This is a genomic window from Pelagerythrobacter marinus (assembly GCF_034375205.1).
Classification (GTDB): Bacteria; Pseudomonadota; Alphaproteobacteria; order Sphingomonadales; family Sphingomonadaceae; genus Pelagerythrobacter; species Pelagerythrobacter marinus.
In genome coordinates this window covers 1,652,559-1,669,007 of sequence record NZ_CP139719.1, presented here as the reverse complement: position 1 = coordinate 1,669,007, position 16,449 = coordinate 1,652,559, and the positions used below count along the sequence as shown (strand labels likewise).

Annotated in this window: 11 protein-coding genes; 7 read left to right on the top strand and 4 right to left on the bottom strand. The window is 61.1% G+C overall.

The window, feature by feature from the left end; translation table 11 throughout:
• Positions 1-34: 34 nt before the first annotated feature.
• Positions 35-2,428, bottom strand: coding sequence for a heavy metal translocating P-type ATPase (locus T8T98_RS08005; protein ID WP_230293259.1), 2,394 nt, complete (start codon positions 2,426-2,428; stop codon positions 35-37).
• 85 nt (positions 2,429-2,513) lie between these two features.
• On the bottom strand, positions 2,514-3,443 hold the full coding sequence (locus tag T8T98_RS08000) for a 1-phosphofructokinase family hexose kinase (protein ID WP_046904079.1): 930 nt from the start codon (positions 3,441-3,443) through the stop codon (positions 2,514-2,516).
• Between T8T98_RS08000 and T8T98_RS07995 the strand changes: the two genes are divergently transcribed.
• The 5 genes from T8T98_RS07995 (at position 3,442) to T8T98_RS07975 (ending at position 11,023) form a co-directional block, all read left to right on the top strand.
• Entirely contained in the window at positions 3,442-4,485 is a 1,044-nt protein-coding gene (locus tag T8T98_RS07995) for an alpha/beta fold hydrolase (protein ID WP_230293260.1), read from the top strand. The genes T8T98_RS08000 and T8T98_RS07995 overlap by 2 nt on opposite strands.
• A gap of 111 nt (positions 4,486-4,596) precedes the next feature.
• The gene (locus T8T98_RS07990; RefSeq protein WP_407675119.1) at positions 4,597-6,249 is read left to right on the top strand and encodes an L-lactate permease; all 1,653 of its coding nucleotides are present in this window, start codon (positions 4,597-4,599) and stop codon (positions 6,247-6,249) included.
• Complete coding sequence (locus tag T8T98_RS07985) at positions 6,246-7,460, top strand: cation:proton antiporter (protein ID WP_230293261.1); 1,215 nt, start codon at positions 6,246-6,248, stop codon at positions 7,458-7,460. Before T8T98_RS07990 ends, T8T98_RS07985 begins: the two co-directional genes overlap by 4 nt.
• Positions 7,461-7,604: 144 nt before the next feature.
• The gene (gene ppsA / locus T8T98_RS07980) at positions 7,605-10,025 is read left to right on the top strand and encodes a phosphoenolpyruvate synthase (protein WP_322295896.1); all 2,421 of its coding nucleotides are present in this window, start codon (positions 7,605-7,607) and stop codon (positions 10,023-10,025) included.
• The gene (locus tag T8T98_RS07975; RefSeq protein ID WP_230293263.1) at positions 10,022-11,023 is read left to right on the top strand and encodes a hydroxyacid dehydrogenase; all 1,002 of its coding nucleotides are present in this window, start codon (positions 10,022-10,024) and stop codon (positions 11,021-11,023) included. The genes ppsA and T8T98_RS07975 overlap by 4 nt, the downstream gene beginning before the upstream one ends.
• A 4-nt stretch (positions 11,024-11,027) precedes the next feature.
• On the opposite strand, the gene mrdA is transcribed toward T8T98_RS07975, so the two are convergent.
• The gene (gene mrdA / locus T8T98_RS07970) at positions 11,028-12,905 is read right to left on the bottom strand and encodes a penicillin-binding protein 2 (protein ID WP_322295895.1); all 1,878 of its coding nucleotides are present in this window, start codon (positions 12,903-12,905) and stop codon (positions 11,028-11,030) included.
• 283 nt (positions 12,906-13,188) lie between these two features.
• Positions 13,189-13,911, bottom strand: a complete 723-nt coding sequence (locus tag T8T98_RS07965) for a lysophospholipid acyltransferase family protein (RefSeq protein ID WP_230293265.1) — start codon at positions 13,909-13,911, stop codon at positions 13,189-13,191.
• A gap of 207 nt (positions 13,912-14,118) precedes the next feature.
• On the opposite strand from T8T98_RS07965, the gene T8T98_RS07960 reads away from it, so the two are divergent.
• Together T8T98_RS07960 and cls are read left to right on the top strand one after the other, a co-directional pair.
• Positions 14,119-14,712 (top strand): RNA polymerase sigma factor, encoded by a 594-nt coding sequence (locus tag T8T98_RS07960; RefSeq protein WP_230293266.1) that lies wholly within the window; start codon positions 14,119-14,121, stop codon positions 14,710-14,712.
• A 288-nt stretch (positions 14,713-15,000) separates the two neighbouring features.
• On the top strand, positions 15,001-16,422 hold the full coding sequence (cls, locus tag T8T98_RS07955) for a cardiolipin synthase (RefSeq protein WP_230293267.1): 1,422 nt from the start codon (positions 15,001-15,003) through the stop codon (positions 16,420-16,422).
• Positions 16,423-16,449: the final 27 nt, after the last annotated feature.

Genomic DNA, 16,449 nt, shown 5'->3' with positions numbered 1-16,449 from the left:
TGAAGGACGCTTCTTCGGCATCAAGGCCTGACACTCAGCCAGGTGCCTGACCGGGAACAAGCGGGGCGGGGGCCTCTTGGGCGGAGTCTCCAGGCGTATAGCTGTCGAGGCGGGTGCGTTTGAGCAGCAGGGCATTGACCGCGACAAGGACGGAACTGCCGGACATGGCGATTGCTGCGACAGCGGGACTAATAATGAACGGATAGAAGACACCGGCGGCGGCGGGAAAGGCGATGACGTTGTAGGCGACCGCCCAGAACAGGTTCTGATGCATCTTTCGCAGCGTCGCACGCGACAGCTCCACCGCGCCGACAACATCGTAGGGATCACTTCGCATCAGCACGACGTCTGCGCTTTCCATGGCCACATCGGTACCGGCCCCGATCGCAAAGCCCACATCGGCCTGGGTCAGGGCAGGCGCATCATTGATGCCATCCCCGACCATTCCGACTCTTTTTCCTTGCGCCTGAAGCTCTTTCACCTTGTCGGCCTTCTGGCCGGGAAGCACATCGGCGAGCACGATGTCGATACCCAGTTCCTCGGCCACGCGCCGCGCGGTACCCTCATTGTCGCCGGTGAGCATGGCGACCTCGACGCCCTTGTCATGCAGCCGGGCAATCGCGGCCTTGGCCGTCGGACGCGGCGCATCGGCGATCGCGATCAGGCCTACAAGAATCCCCTGGTGAGCGACATGGACGACCGTGCGGCCCGCTCCCTTGAGTTCCTCGGCCTTGTCAGCCAGCCCTCCCAGTGAGATTGATTCTTCGTCCATCAGCCGGCGGTTGCCGAGGAAAACGGTATCGCCGTTGACGTCCGCCTGCGCCCCTCTCCCGTCGCGGTTGAGAAAATCGCGCGCTTCGGGGATCTTCAGTCCTTCGGCCTTGTCAAGGATGGCAAGGGCGAGCGGATGCTCCGATCCCTTTTCGACCGCAGCGGCCAGTAGCAACACCTGTTCGGGCATGCGGCCCTCGGCGGCCACGATATCCACGACGCGCGGTTCGCCCATCGTCAAGGTGCCGGTCTTGTCGAAGATAACGACATTGAGCTTTGTGGCGTCTTCCAGCGCCGACGCGTTCTTGAACAGAATGCCGCGACTTGCGCCGAGCCCGGTGCCGACCATGACCGCCATCGGTGTGGCCAGTCCGAGCGCATCGGGGCAGGCGATCACGAAGACCGTGATTGTCAGGGTCACGGCAAACAGCAATGTCTCACCGATCCACCAGAACCAGACAGCAAACGTTCCGAGGCCAATGACGATCGCGATCAGAACAAGCCATTGCGACGCGCGGTCGGCGAGCAATTGCGCGGGCGCCTTGGAATTCTGCGCCTCCTGCACGAGCTTCACGATTTGCGCGAGCGCCGTGTCAGCGCCGACCTTGGTCGCCCGGTAGCGGAAACTGCCGCTCTTGTTGATGGTCGCTCCGATGACCTCGTCACCGGGTCCTTTTGCGACCGGCATGGATTCGCCGGTCAGCATCGATTCATCGACTTGGGAGCTGCCTTCCAATACCTCCCCGTCTACGGGGATCTTGTTGCCCGGGCGGATGAGCACGGTGTCGCCTTCAAGGACGTCGGCCGTTGGGATTTCCTGCTCCTCGCCATCGCGCAGAACGACCGCCATTGGCGGGGCCAGGTCGAGCAGAGCCCGGATCGCCGCCGACGCGCCCGCGCGCGCGCGCATTTCCAGCCAGTGCCCGAGGAGGATGAACACGAGCAGGATGGCGACGGCCTCATAGAATTGCACGCCGGGAAAGAAAAATGTCGATCCGACGCTGAAGAGATAGCCGGTGCCGACCGAAAGCACGACAAGCACGGCCATATTGAGAATGCCATTGCGAAGGGCGCGCCATGCAGCGACCACAAATGGCCAGACCGGATAGAGCACGGCCGCGCTCGCCAGGCCGAACAGAAAAAGCTCAAGATTCATGCCGAACGGCGGGGCCGGAGGAGTGAAAAAGCCGCCCATCGGGGAGTAGATGAAAATCGGGATCGTGAAGATGAAGGCAATCCAGAAACGGTTGCGCATGTCGCGTACCATCTCCTGCATGTCCATGCCTGCCCCGTGGCCCATTTCCTGGGCCATTTCGTCCTTCGCCCCGCCTTGGCGGTGGTCGTGGTGAACTGCCTGTTCTCCCCTGCTGTCCGCACCGCGCCCCGGTCCCCTGCCGGATTCCGAAAGATTTGCTTCCGCCGGTTTGCAGACATGCTTCGGCATGATGCCGCCACGGCAGCGGAAACCGCAGCTTTTGATCAGGCTCTGAAGCCGCGTCCCATCGGTCTGCGCAGGGTCGTATTCCACGGTCACGCTGCCCCCCGCGGGGTTTGCAGTGGCCCGGCTTACGCCGGCTTCATGCCGCAGCTGCTTCTCCACGCCGAGGTGATCGAGTTCTTCAAAGAGATTTCCGACTTCTAAAGTGAGTGTTGCCAAAGCGAATTCCCTCTAGGCTGAACCATAGTGCTTCTGGATCAAGACGGTAATGAGCGCTGGCTCTTACAGTTGCTTGCCTGCCACCCTAACCCTCGCTGCGCGCTCTGAGTTCGGCATAGAGCCGCTCGACATCGCTGCGCTTGCATAGCGAAGTTCCTGGTGTAAGCGCCGTGGCAGCGCCAGCTGCCATGCCGTAAAGAAAGGCCGCCTCGGGCGCGTCGCCTGCGGCAAGGCGAACGGTCATTGCGGCAAGGAAGCTGTCTCCCGCACCGACGGCGCTTTGTGCATTGATCTTCGGTGCGGCGTGCATCACGGTCTTCTCGGGCGTTACAAGCATGGCGCCATCGCGCCCCAGAGTGAGAGCGAGCATGTCGAGGCCATTATCGCGCACGATGGCTTGGGCCGCCGTTTCCTGCTCTGCCGCGGTCGCCAGCCTTCGGCCGACGAGCGTTTCGAGTTCGCCTAGGCTCGGCTTTGCCAGGTGAACGCCGCCACCAATGCCATGCCGCAGAGCGTCTCCAGAACTGTCCAGCACCAGCTTGATGCCTCGGCGCTGGCAAATCGCACCGACGACGGCGTAGATATCGCTACGCAGCCCGCGCGGAAGACTCCCGCTTGCCACGAGATATTTGCAATCGAGCGTTTGCAGCGCTCGCAGGACGACTTCGCAGTCGCGTTCGGAGACTTCCGGACCCTGCGGCACGAAGCGAAATTCGAGATTGGTGGACCGTTCGTAGATCGCGTGGCTGATCCGCGTGGAGCCGGAGATCGAGAAGCGTTCGGCACGCACCCTTGCTTGCTTGACGAGCTCCTGCAGCACGCCGCCTGTTGCTCCACCTGCAAGGTAAAGCGCGTAGGACTGGCCGCCGAGTTCATTGATGACGCGCGCAACGTTGAGACCGCCTCCGCCAGGGTAATAATGCTCATCGAATGTGCGGATCTTGTGCATCGGCTTCACCACCTCGGCCTGCGCCGCGCCATCGATAGTCGGGTTGAGCGTCAGGGTGGCTATCATGACGAGGGGATCCTTTGTCGTTTTTACGGTCTCCCCGGTTAAGACGCGGCAGGATACGCAGCCTTACGCCGCCATGATCCGCTCGTATGCCTGTCTGGTTTCGTCGGCGCTCGTCAGGCTGAGCCGCCCGTGTAACCTTGGCGACGCCAAGGCGTCTGTCCTCGCAGGCGACGCGCGAAAAATCAGAGAAATGGTGCAAGATTTGATCCTCCCTTCAAGACGCGATCGCGACCCTGAGCTATTTGTGAAGATTTTTGGAAGCGGTGTCCGGACCCTGGTGTTCGTTGCGGGGCTGGGTGGGACCACGCGATATTGGGAGACGCGGGTAACCGAGCTTGCGCAAGAGCATAGAATTGTGCTCGTCGACCTCTTGGGCTTCGGACGATCGCCCAAGCCCTGGGTGAAGTATAGCGTCGAACGGCATGTCGATGCCCTGCGGCGCGTTCTCGCCCCTCTCGGGCCGGTAACGCTCGTTGGCCATTCGCTGGGCGCTTTGATTGCCGCAGCCTATGCGGCCAGACATACCGAGACTGTCGAGCGCCTCGTCCTCATCAGCTTGCCTCACTTCGGATCGCAGGACGCGGCGTATACATATATGCGCCAGGGACCGGTTAAAGGAGGGCTCATATACACCAACGTCCTGTTGACCATGCTAGCCTGCATCATCACGCGCCGCCTGTTAGGGAGAATCCTGCCCTATCTCATTCGAGATATTCCGCGCGAGGTCGTCGAAGACCTTGTCAAGCATACGTGGAGGTCATCTACCTCGTCGCTATGGGATGTTGTCTATCGCCATGACGTTGCGGACGACCTGAGAATTCTAGAGCCCGTTCACAACGTGCTTTGTATTCATGGGAGCGATGACATCATGGCACCGCTTGCGCCGGTAAGAGCGCTGGCAGAAGCTTTCTCGAATGTGCAGCTTTGTGTCCTTGAGGGGCTCGATCATCACCCCTTTCTGCGCGAGCCGGAAAGGTGCTGTGAGCTTATCGCGAGCTTTGCCGAGCAAGCGGCGCGAGAAGCCATGTTGCCGAATGGCTGAGCCCGCCTGACTCCTTTGGCCCCGGACGGGGAGGGCCGAGCCGCGCTGATGCGGGCCGAGGGTGCCTCTGCGCCGATCTCCGCCGTAATCGCCGGCCCTCTTTCCCGTCCGATAGACGAGACGCAGTCTGGCGCTGCTTACGGCCGAGCGGAGGGCGACATTACATTCAGCCTATTTCTTGCAGCGCTTTCGCCCCTGCTCGCGGTTCTGCTTTTCCTTGTCGGTCTGCGGATGCCCGCATCGCGGGCCATGGCACTGGCCTATATCGTAACCGCCGCTGCCGGCTATTTCCTGTGGCACATGGCGCCCCGCACAATCCTGGCCGCTTCGATCGAGGGTTTGGCGATCGCGGCCTCGGTCTTGTGGATCATCTTTGGTGCGATACTTCTCTTGAGGCTCCTTACCGAAGGCGAGGCGATGGCCCGGATACGCGAAGGATTCGCGGCCATATCGCCGGAACCGCGGGTCCAGCTCATCGTCATCAGCTGGACCTTCGGTGCTTTCCTCGAAGGCGTCGCCGGTTTCGGCACACCGGCCGCCATTACCGCTCCGCTGCTTGTGGCGCTTCGTTTCACACCCATGGCAGCCGTGTCGCTTGCACTGATTGCCAATAGCAGCCCGGTTGCCTTCGGTGCGATCGGTACGCCGGTGGCCATCGGGCTGCGCGAAGGACTCCGTCAACCTGCCGCAAATGGCGGGCTCGATAATCTGATCGAAAACTCGGCGCAGATGGCAGCTGCAATTGATCTGACTACCGGATCGCTCGTCCCGTTCGCGCTCATCCTTATCTATTCGCGGTTCTTTTCCAAAGAACTAAGCTGGTCCAGTGCGCTGGGCTATTGGCGGTTCGCTCTGTTTGCCGGTCTGGCTTACACCATACCTGCCTTTATCGTCAGTGCGACGCTAGGACCGGAACTTCCCGCGCTTGCCGGCGCGCTTTGTGCCATCGTGCTCGTGGTACCAGCAGCACGGCACGGCTTTCTCATGCCCCGCTCGAGCGGGGCTGATCCGGGTGCGCCGATTGCCGTAGAACCGTCACGCGTTACACTGAAGCGAGCCTGGGCACCCTATCTCTTGCTCGCCGCGCTCCTTCTCGTGAGCCGCGCAGATCTGTTGCCGGTTAAACAGGTCATGCAGGATGTCTCGTTTGCCTGGCTTTCGGTCTTGGGGACACCGATCAACATTGCGATTGCGCCGCTATATTTGCCGGGTTCGATGTTTTTGATCGCGGGTCTTTTGGCCGTCTTCCTTCTGCCTCTCGACCGTGAGCGGCTCCGCCGCGCTGGCCGGGACACATTGAAAATTACGGTCGCAAGCGCGGTGACGCTGGCGGCGGCGGTCCCGATGGTGCGCGTCTTTGTGCATTCGGCAATCAATTCAAACGGTCTGACGAGCATGCCAATGGCGCTTTCAGTTCTTGCGGCCGATGCCGCCGGACAGAACTGGCCGGTGATTGCACCATTCATCGGAGCGCTGGGCAGTTTTCTCTCAGGAAGTGCGACCTTCAGCAATATGACATTTGCGCTGTTTCAGTTCACCGCAGCCAATCAGGCCGGACTGCCACCGGAAACCGTCCTTGGCGCCCAGATCCTTGGCGCTAGCGCGGGGAACATGGTGTCGGTAGTCAATGTGGTGGCAGCTGCAGCCGTCGTCGGCCGTGTCGGGCGCGAGGGAGAGATCATCCGGGTCACGCTCGTACCCATGCTCGCCTATACTGCTGCCGTTGGCCTTGTCGCCGCTGCCGCAATCGGGTTGGCACGATGATCGAGCATGTGCTGCATCTCATTCTCCTGTTGCTGGCGGCGAGATCCTTCGGCGAGATCGCAACGCGCATTGGCCAGCCCGCGCTGGTGGGGGAGATAGGTGCCGGGCTAGCACTGGCGGTTTTGGCGGCTTCCCTCAACGCCCCGTTTCTCGCCGAATTGTCGCGCAGCGCCTTTCTCGATCTGACCGCCGAATTCGGAATTTTCTTCCTGCTGCTGCTTGCCGGCCTTGAAATTGCCCCCGGAGAGCTGTTCAGACATTCGGGTCGCTCGGCTGCCGTTGCGCTCGGGGGCGTGCTGTTGCCACTCGCCCTGGGCCTGGCCCTTGCGTGGTGGGTGATTCCCGACAACCCGATGAAATTTGTCCAGGCTCTGCTGGTGGGCGTTGCATTGTCAATTTCTGCGGTCCCGGTCGCCATCGGCGTGTTCATGGACCTCGGCATGGTCCATACGCCAACCGGCCGTACGGTGATCGCCGCTGCAATTCTCGACGATATCATCGGACTTGTGCTGCTCGCGATCTTGACCGGCGCAATTGCGGCAGGTTCCGTCCCGGGGATTGGGGCGATGTTGCCGCTGCTTGGCAAAGCCGCGCTGTTCTTCCTCATTGTCGCTGGCACGGGCTATTTCGGAGCGCCGAGGATCGCCAATCTGATCTCGCGGCTTCGGATCCCCGCCCCTGAATTTACCGCGCTCATTCTGACAGCGTTGGGGTTTTCAGGGTTGGCCGAAGTGCTCGGAATGGACTTCATCATCGGAGCCTTTGCTGCCGCCCTTCTGTTCAACGCCAAGAGCCTGGGTCAAGCCTCTTTCGCGCGCCTGAAAGCAGCGGTCAGCGATCTCACGATGGGCTTGCTGGCCCCGCTTTTCTTCCTTTCGATCGGCATTCGCGTCGATTTCGCGGCCCTTGCCATCATTCCTGGCATCGTGCTGGCGCTGATCCTAGCCGCACTTGGCGGCAAGATCATCGGCGCAGGGATTCCTGCTCTGCTTTCTGGTCTCACCCGCAAAGAGGCGCTTGGGGTCGGGTTCGGCATGAGCGGCCGCGGAGCGGTCGAACTGATCATCGTAAGTATCGCCTTGGAAGCAGGGCTTTTTGATTATCCCGACCCGGTCGTTGCCAATCTCTTCTCAGCTCTTGTGCTGATGGCGCTCGTCACCACGATTGTCACGCCCATCGGACTGCGCTGGCTTTTTCGCGATCGGGGGTAGAAAGCCTGTAATCGGCCGGGCTGAAAACCGTCTCACCATATGGACGATGCTTCGGCGGCGACGGGTAAGATTTAGCCGCCGCTCGAGGCAACGTCCACGTTCGACCACTGCCGAGCACCGCTCGCGAATGACCCGGAGATTTCGATGCCCGACGCCCTTATTGCCTGGTTTGAGGATATTGGACGCGGCGACGTCGCCATGGTTGGCGGAAAGAATGCTTCGCTCGGTGAGATGGTCGGCGCGCTGTCGAAGCGCGGTATCAGAGTGCCGGGAGGCTTCGCCACAACGGCGCAGGCCTATCGGCACTATATCGCGGCCAACGGCATTGAACCCGAAATGAGGCGCTGGATCGAAGCGCTCGATGCCGGGCGCGCCTCGCTTCAAGTGGCAGGTGCTGCGATCCGGCATGCGTTTCTGGAAGGGGCGTTTCCACCGGAGATCGAGGCGGCCATCGGTGAAGCCTATGACGCTTTGTCTGCGCGCAGCGAACAGGATGCGGTCAGCGTCGCGGTCCGCAGCAGCGCGACAGCGGAGGATCTTCCCGAAGCGAGCTTCGCCGGGCAGCAAGAGACCTTTCTCAATGTCACCGGGAAGCGCGCACTTCTCGATGCCTGCAGGCGCTGCTTTGCCTCGCTCTTTACCGACCGGGCGATCAGCTACCGTCAGGCACAGGGTTTCGACCATATGGATGTTGCCCTGTCGATCGGAGTGCAGCGCATGGTGCGCTCGGATCTCGCTGGATCGGGGGTCATGTTTTCAGTCGATACCGAAACGGGTTTCCCCGACGTGATCGTGATAAGTGCCGCCTGGGGGCTTGGGGAGACTGTCGTCCAGGGCTCGGTCGATCCTGACACCTACCGTGTCTTCAAACCCTTTCTCGAACGTACAGATACGGTTCCGCTTATCGAGCGCAGTCTTGGGGCCAAGGAGCGCAAGATGATCTATGCGACCGGCGGCAGCGTCAGGACGTTGACCAAGAGAACCACGCGCCGCGAACGCGAGACCTTCGTCCTCTCCGATGACGAGGTACTTGAGCTGGCGCGCTGCGCCAAGACCATCGAAAAGCATTATGGTCGCGCGATGGACATGGAGTGGGCGAAAGATGGTGCAACCGGCGAACTCTTCATCGTCCAGGCCCGCCCGGAAACGGTTCAGGCGGGCAAGGCAGCGGGAAGACTGACTACCTACAGGTTGAAACAGCGCGCCGAACCGCTGCTTACGGGCGCGGCGGTCGGCGAGGCGATCGCCACCGGGGAGGTTTGCGCGATCCGGGACGCCTCGCAGATCGAGGCTTTTCGAGATGGTGCAATCCTTGTGACAGGCATGACCGATCCGGACTGGGTGCCAATCATGAAGCGCGCAGCGGGTATCATCACTGATCACGGCGGAACTACCAGCCACGCAGCGATCGTCAGCCGCGAACTCGGCGTGCCGGCCATCGTTGGGACACAGACAGCGACGCGCACCCTGCAGGACGGGCAGCCCATCACCCTGTCATGCGCGGAAGGCGACCGCGGTGCGGTCTATGAAGGGACGCTCGAGTTCGAAACCATCGAGTTCGACCTGGCGGATCTGCCCGAGACCGAAACCGATGTGATGCTGAATATCGCGAGTCCGGCCGCCGCCATGCGCTGGTGGCGCCTTCCCGCGCGCGGAGTAGGCCTCGCGCGGATGGAATTCGTGATCAACCACCTGGTCAAAGTTCACCCGATGGCGCTCGTCGCCCCGGAGAAGGTCACGAGCGAGGATGCCAGGCGCGCGATCGCCGAGCTTACGCGCGGATATGCCGAGCCGGCCGACTATTTCGTCGACACGCTTGCGCTCGGCATAGCAAAGCTCGCAGCTCCGTTTCATCCGCAGCCGGTGATTGTCCGGCTCAGCGACTTCAAGACAAATGAATATGCTCATCTTCTCGGAGGAGAGGCCTTCGAACCCGATGAGGAAAATCCGATGATCGGATGGCGCGGCGCCTCGCGCTATTACAGCCCCGGTTACAAGGCGGGTTTCGCGCTCGAATGCCGCGCCTTACGCCGCGTACGCGAGGAAATTGGTTTTGAAAATGTCGTCATCATGGTGCCATTCTGTCGCACGCTCGCCGAAGCCGATAGAGTTCTCGAAGTGATGGCGGAAAACGGTCTCGAACGGGGCCGAAACGGACTCCAGATCTATATGATGTGCGAGATTCCGGCGAACGTCCTGCTCGCGGAGGAATTTGCGCAGCGCTTTGACGGATTTTCGATCGGTTCCAACGATCTCACCCAGCTCGTGCTCGGGATTGACCGCGATTCCGAGCTTCTCGCCGATCAGTTCGACGAACGCAACGACGCGGTAAAACGGGCGATTGGCGAAGCCATCACCAAGGCGCACCAAGCCGGGATAAAGATCGGCATTTGCGGCCAGGCGCCGAGTGACCATCCCGACTTTGCCGGTTTCTTGGTCGCTTGCGGGATCGACTCCATTTCGCTTAACCCCGACAGTTTTGTTGCCGCAGTCAAGGTGGTCGCTCAAGCCGAGGCCATGTCGGATAAAGGCCGAGCACAACCGGCTGAGGGCTCGCGGATATGAAGGTCGTCATCTTCGAGGCCGAGGAATGGGAGGCGCGGGCGTGCCGTGCGCTCTCCGGCAATCACGAGCTCACTTGTGTCAAGGAACGGCTGACATCTGATAATGCGGCAAGATACAGCGATGCCGAAGTGATCAGCACATTCATCAACTCACGGCTTGATGCAGAAGTCCTGCGCCAGTTCCCCGAGCTGCGGCTGATCGCCACCCGCTCGACCGGCCACGACCACATCGATCTGGCCTGGTGCGCCGCCGAAGACATCGAGATCGCCAACGTTCCCGACTATGGTGATGTTACTGTAGCCGAGCACAGTTTTGCCTTGATGCTGGCGGCAGCGCGGCATCTCGTTCCGGCAGTCGAACGTACACGCCGCGGAAATTTTTCGCAGGATGATCTGCGCGGTATCGAGCTGCGCGGGAAGACCTTGGGCGTCGTCGGGACCGGTCGCATCGGGCGCCGCGCGATCGAGATCGCGCGCGGGTTTGGCATGAATGTCGTAGCCTTCGACGTCGATCCGGATGGCTCTGCGGCAGCAAATCTCGGCTTTACCTATTTGCCTTTCGCCGAACTCCTTTCCCAAGCCGACATCGTCACATTGCATCTGCCGGCAACCCCTCAGACCCAGGATCTCCTGTCCGATGCCGAGTTCGCTGCCATGAAGACCGGCGCGCTCCTGATCAATACGGCGCGCGGCAACATCGTCAGCGTTCCCGCTCTGGTGCGCGCGCTGGCGGAGGGGAAACTTCGCGCCGCTGGTCTCGATGTGCTCCCGCAGGAGCCGCTCGTCCGCGAAGAAGCAGAAGTGTTCCGCGGACCGCCGCTTGAGAAGGAGAATTTGGAGGCCCTCGTGGCCAATCATGTGCTCCTGCGCTTTCCGAACGTCATCGTGACCCCGCATGTCGCCTATAACACGCATGAGGCGGTCGCGCGCATCATCGAGACGACAATCGAGAATATCGAAGCCTTTGCAATGGGTTCGCCGCAGAACCTCATTGTTTAGGGGGTCAGTCGCTCGGTGTGCGGGCGGCGAATTCTGCCGCTTCGCGCGCCATTCGCTCCTCGATTCCGCCACCCCAGCCATTCTCCAGCGATGCCAGGCGCTCCATGGCCTGGCCTTTGTCAAACAGATAGAGCAGCGTGTCGCTTGCGATGGGATAGGCCGCTCCAGAGCCTCCGCCATGTTCGATTACCACCGCCACCGCATAGCGGGGCCGGTCTGTCGGCGCATAACCAATGAACAATCCATGATCGCGCAGCTTCCAAGGGAGAGAGGCATTGGAGCGGACGCCCCGGCGACGTTCGGCCATCGTGATGCGACGAACCTGCGCGGTGCCCGTCTTGCCCGCCAGCTTGATGTTCGCAAGGGGGAGGCGGGCGCGGGTTGCGGTGCCCCGGCCATTGACAACATCCTCCATTCCCTGGCGGACGATCGCAAGCATTCGGGGGTCAATTCCGAGCGGGGCGGCAGGCGCCACCTTTGCGGCTAGTAGCTTGGGATGGGTTTTCTCACCGGCGGCAAGCCGCGCCGTCATGACCGCAAGCTGCAGCGGGTTGGCGAGCAGATAGCCTTGCCCGATTGTCGCATTGACAGTGTCATAGGCTTCCCAAGGCTCGTTGTATCGACGCCGCTTCCAGGCCGGATCGGGGACAGTCCCATAATACTGATAGGGAACCGGCAGGCCTGAAAACCGCTCGCCAAGCCCAAAACGTCTGGCCATGTCGGCAATTGGCTGAATGCCCACCCGAATGCCCATGACATAGAAGTATATGTCACAGCTTTCTGCGATTGCCCGGTTCATGTCGACTACACCGTGGCCACTACGGCGCCAGCAATGGAACGTGCCGCCGGCAATGTTGATCCGGCCGGTACAAAGGACGGTTTCGTCTGGGTCGATGTTCTCATGCAACAAAGCCAGGGCCGTGATCGGCTTGATGGTCGATCCGGGCGGATAAAGACCCTGGAGGGTCTTGTTTCTGAGCGGAACGCGTTCGTCTTGCGACAGCATGTCCCATTCGAACTGGCTGATCCCATCCGAAAAGCTGTTCGGATCGTAGGCCGGCATCGAAGCCATAGCGAGAACACCGCCACTGATCACGTCGAGCACCACGACCGAGCCGGACTGGGTTCCAAGCCGACGGGACGCATAGGTTTGAAGCCCGCCATCAATGGTCAATTGTACGCTTTTACCTATAGTGTCGGATCGGACTGCGAGCTCGCGTACGACCTTGCCCGTGGCTGTCACTTCGGCCCGGCGCGCGCCGGGCTTGCCCGTCAAATCCTTCTCGAGCGTCTTCTCGAGCATATCCTTGCCGACTTGCATGCCCGGAACCATTAGCAAGGGATCGCCGGTTTTTTCATACTCCTCGCGGCTAGGGGCCCCGACATAGCCGAGCAAGTGAGCTGTCGCGGCTCCTGCTGGATAGTGCCGCGAAAACCCTCTCATCGGGGATACGCCGGGGAGGTCGGGAAGGCGTACATTTACAGCGGCATATTGGTCCCACTCGACATCGCTCGCAACCCGCACGGGCTGGTGATCCAATGCTTGTGCGAGGTCGCTCCTGAGGCGGTCCGTCTCATCGGCGCTAAGACCCAGCAGCTCGGCAAGCTGCTTCAGGACTCCGTCGGCGTCCTCGAGGCGATCGGGCAGGAGATCGATCATGAAGACCGATTTGTTGCTGGCGAGGGGGACGCCCGTGCGATCAAGCAGCAATCCGCGCCTCGGCGGGATCAGGCTCAGCTGAAGCCGATTGCTCTCGGAGAGCAGTTGCCATTTTTGGTTTTCGGCGATCGCAAGCCAAGCGAGCCGGCCTGCCAACACACCGCCGAGACCGAGCTGCAACGCGCCCAAGATAGCGGCCCGGCGAGAAAACTTCTGCTCCAATATCCTTTTGTTTGTTGGCGGTTTCGCCACAGACTGCTCCTGATTGCAGGGTTCCCGGTTTTGATCGCCCGTCTAGACCGGCTCCTGGTGCGCGCTGGCCTGCCCGGGCGGCACCTCATTCGGATAAACAGACGCATGGCGCGCTTGGTGATTACGAGAACGCCGCCGACGGCGAAGCTCGGAACAAATGGGTGTTGCCTCTCGCCATGAGATGCAGGATCATGTTCATGGGGGCGCAGGCCTCCTCGTCCTCATAGGGATCCGGGCCCTTTCGGCGGTCAGTCTAGGCCTCGTTCAGATTGGCGACTTCGGCCGTGAGGGACCGCTGTGCCTGCTCGACAAGAACACGATGATCGGTCGTAGGTGGGATCGGCGGGAGTATCGAAACGGTAATCGATCCAGGATGCAGCCGCATGCCCTGCCGCCAGAGCCGGCCGGCATCGTGGGCAACGATTACCGCGGGTATCGCCAGATTACGATAGAGCAGTTCCACTCCGCGCTTGAATTCGATGGGGCTTCCCGGCTGCTTGCGTGTGCCTTCGGGGAAAATGAGCACCGAGCGACCCGCCGCTACTTGCGCGCGGCAGGCCGCAAGCATTTCACGCAGCGCCCGCGCGGATTGAGCGCGATCGACCGGGATCATGGGGGAGTGCTTCAGGAACCATCCTATCACCGGCAGCGCCAGAAGCTCACGCTTGGTGACAATCGCCACGTCAGGGAAGAGAACGAGTGCGGCAAACGTTTCCCAGGCCGATTGATGGTTGGCGATGATGAGGACGGGACCCTCGGGCAGGTTAACGCGTCCCCTTTCCGTATAGCGGATTCCTGCCAGCGCAGCGAGGAGACAGAGAAGGCCGCGCGCCCAAATCCGGGTGAGCTGCCGAATGATCCGCGGCGGACGACCTAGAAGAACCAATAGCGGGATCAAGGGCGCAAAAAGGAGAGTCCACACCGCCGCCGACACTGCAAAGGCGAGACTTCGCATAGTGGTGATCAGGCGGCTCATCGGGCTTTCTAGTCTCGGTGCAGAGGATTTCTAAACGGGCTCATTCAAGAGACGGGTCGCCGCAGCTCGGCTTACAGGACGAAGCGCATCAGCGCGTTGTTTCCCGGCCAGAACCTCCCATCATCCGCCGAAACACCAAAGAAATTTGAGGGGCGGGGCCTCTCCCTGCGTATTCCAAGTAGGTGGAACTTCGGTGGGGAAGAACTCATGCTATTATCTTACGCCGCACAATCAGAGGATATTGTTGCCGAAGAGCAGGAGCGTTCCGAACCTTCGAGCCCACAAGAGACGAACAGAGAGATTATTGAGCGGGTTCTTGTTGATGATTATGTCATCATCCGCCGTCTTGCGCTCAAGCGTCTGCGCAACCGTGTCGCGGCGGATGATGTCCTTCAGTCCTTCTGCGTCAAAGCGCTTGAGCGCGCGCACCAGCTGCGCGATGAAAAGGCCGTCCACGGATGGCTGCGGCGTCTCTTCGAAACGACGCTGCTCGACCATTACCGGGCCTCGGCGCGGCTCAACGCCAAAACGACCCCGCTCGAACCCGGCGGTTCACCCTTGGAAGAAATCTTGGGAGAAAGTTTATCGGTCGATGAAAGCGAGGTGGTCGAGGAGGTATTGGCGACGCTTCGGCCAGCCTATACGCAAATCATCCGGCAAATGGACCTGGGACGGGAAGAGCCTTCGGCCATCGCTTCGCGCCTCCACATTTCGCCCAACAATCTCGCCGTAAGGCTCCACCGTGCGCGCGGCGCATTTCGCGATGCTCTGGCCGACACTCCTATTGCTTTGCAAGCTTGAGGAGCCGACGCGCTCGTGTGGGCGGGCAGAGACTTTGTCATGCCTATTCAGTGAGACCGAAACGAGGTCTGCGCTGTAATAGCAGGCGCGCTGCCGCGTCTATGTACATGCATGCGAGCTCTAAGGGTCGAATTGGCGGGACCATTTGGCTGCGTAAAAGCCCGAACCCGCCAAGCTCGTTGCCGCGGCGATGCCTCCAACCCCGCGCCTCGGCAGTGCGGCACGCCGTGATCCTCCCCCCTCCTACGGCGTGCCGCCATTGCCTTCCGACAAGCGGGAGCAAGACCGGTGTCTGATACGCTCGTGCTGTTACTCACGCTGGATTGGCTCGCGCGGTTTGCTATCTTCGCGGTGATCATTTTCAGCCGACCAGAGGTTGGCGCACAGGGCTGGCTGGCGCTGGTTCTCGTCTTCCCCATTCCAGCCATTCTCGTTGTCCTTTGGGCGTTCCGTCCGCTGGCAACGGCGCGCAGGCGTGCCCGTTTTGCTGAAGCGCGCAGGCAGCTCAAGATTGCGCGCCGCCAGATCCTGATGTCGCAGCACTGCTCACCGCCGCAGCTTCCCGCGCATCTTGTTCGGGCAGCGCAGCTCATCGAGCGGGTCAATTTGTTCCCTGCGGTGGGTGGAAACAACATCGAAGCGCTAGCGGATTATCAGGAAGTGATAGACCGTCTCGTGGCCGACATTGGTACTGCCCGGCACCATGTTCATCTCACGACCTACATCTTCTCCGACGATGCTGTGGGCAACCAGATCGTCGCGGCGCTCGTGGCTGCCGCAAGCCGCGGGGTTGAATGCCGAGTTCTGATCGATGCGCTCGGTTCCTATTGGTGGTCCCGCCGTATCATTCGAAAGCTCAGGAGCTGCGGGATAACGGTGCGCCGCGCGCTGCCCGTATCGCTTACGAACATGGAGGCCCTGCGGCCCGATCTGCGCAATCATCGCAAGCTCGCTGTGATCGACGGACGGCTCGGATATATTGGCTCGCAGAACGTCATCAGCGCCGAGCTACCGGGAGGTCAGCGCAGCAAGGAATTCGTGGTGAGGGTCAACGGACCCGTCGTGCTCCAGATGCAGGCGCTCTTTGCCAATGACTGGTTTTTGGAATGCGGCGATCTGTTGAGTGACGGGGCGCTCTTTCCGCATGAACGGTCCGCAGGGGCGGCGCACGCACAATTGGTGGCTGGCGGACCCGAATATCGGCGCTCTGTCATCCGGCTGCTCCTCGATGCGCTGGTGCATACGGTCGAACACCGGCTTGTCATTACGACGCCCTACTTCGTGCCGGACGAAGCGCTCCTGCTCGCGCTCGAAGGGGCCGCCGCCCGCGGTGTCGAGGTCTGCTTGATTCTGCCGAAGAAGGGCGACCATCGTCTGGTCGATCTGGCGCAGCGCTCTTTCTTCGATCGAATGCTGGAAGCGGGCATCGACATACACCTCTATCATCGCGGATTCTTGCACGCCAAGCATGTCAGCGTTGACGATGACCTCGTCCTTGTCGGTTCGATGAACATCGATTTGCGCTCGCTGGAGTTGAACGGAGAAGCCGGCCTCCTGATCTATGATCAGGACACAACCGCGCGCCTGCGCGAAGAGGAGGCACGCAACATTGCGGGGAGTGAGCGCTTGGTTCGCGCCGAATGGAATGCCAGACCTGCGCTTGCCCGCGCTGCGGAAAATGCAGCACGGCTCTTTAGCCCGCTATTATAGGATCAACTTTGCTTTGCACGGCAGACT

Bases quoted from the DNA above. Each gene is read 5' to 3' on its own strand.
- T8T98_RS07995 (WP_230293260.1), top strand. From the start codon at position 3,442: ATGACGAGGGGATCCTTTGTCGTTTTTACGGTCTCCCCGGTTAAGACG.
- T8T98_RS08000 (WP_046904079.1), bottom strand. From the start codon at position 3,443: ATGATAGCCACCCTGACGCTCAACCCGACTATCGATGGCGCGGCGCAG.
- T8T98_RS07985 (WP_230293261.1), top strand. From the start codon at position 6,246: ATGATCGAGCATGTGCTGCATCTCATTCTCCTGTTGCTGGCGGCGAGA.
- ppsA (WP_322295896.1), top strand. From the start codon at position 7,605: ATGCCCGACGCCCTTATTGCCTGGTTTGAGGATATTGGACGCGGCGAC.
- T8T98_RS07975 (WP_230293263.1), top strand. From the start codon at position 10,022: ATGAAGGTCGTCATCTTCGAGGCCGAGGAATGGGAGGCGCGGGCGTGC.
- T8T98_RS07965 (WP_230293265.1), bottom strand. From the start codon at position 13,911: ATGAGCCGCCTGATCACCACTATGCGAAGTCTCGCCTTTGCAGTGTCG.
- T8T98_RS07960 (WP_230293266.1), top strand. From the start codon at position 14,119: ATGCTATTATCTTACGCCGCACAATCAGAGGATATTGTTGCCGAAGAG.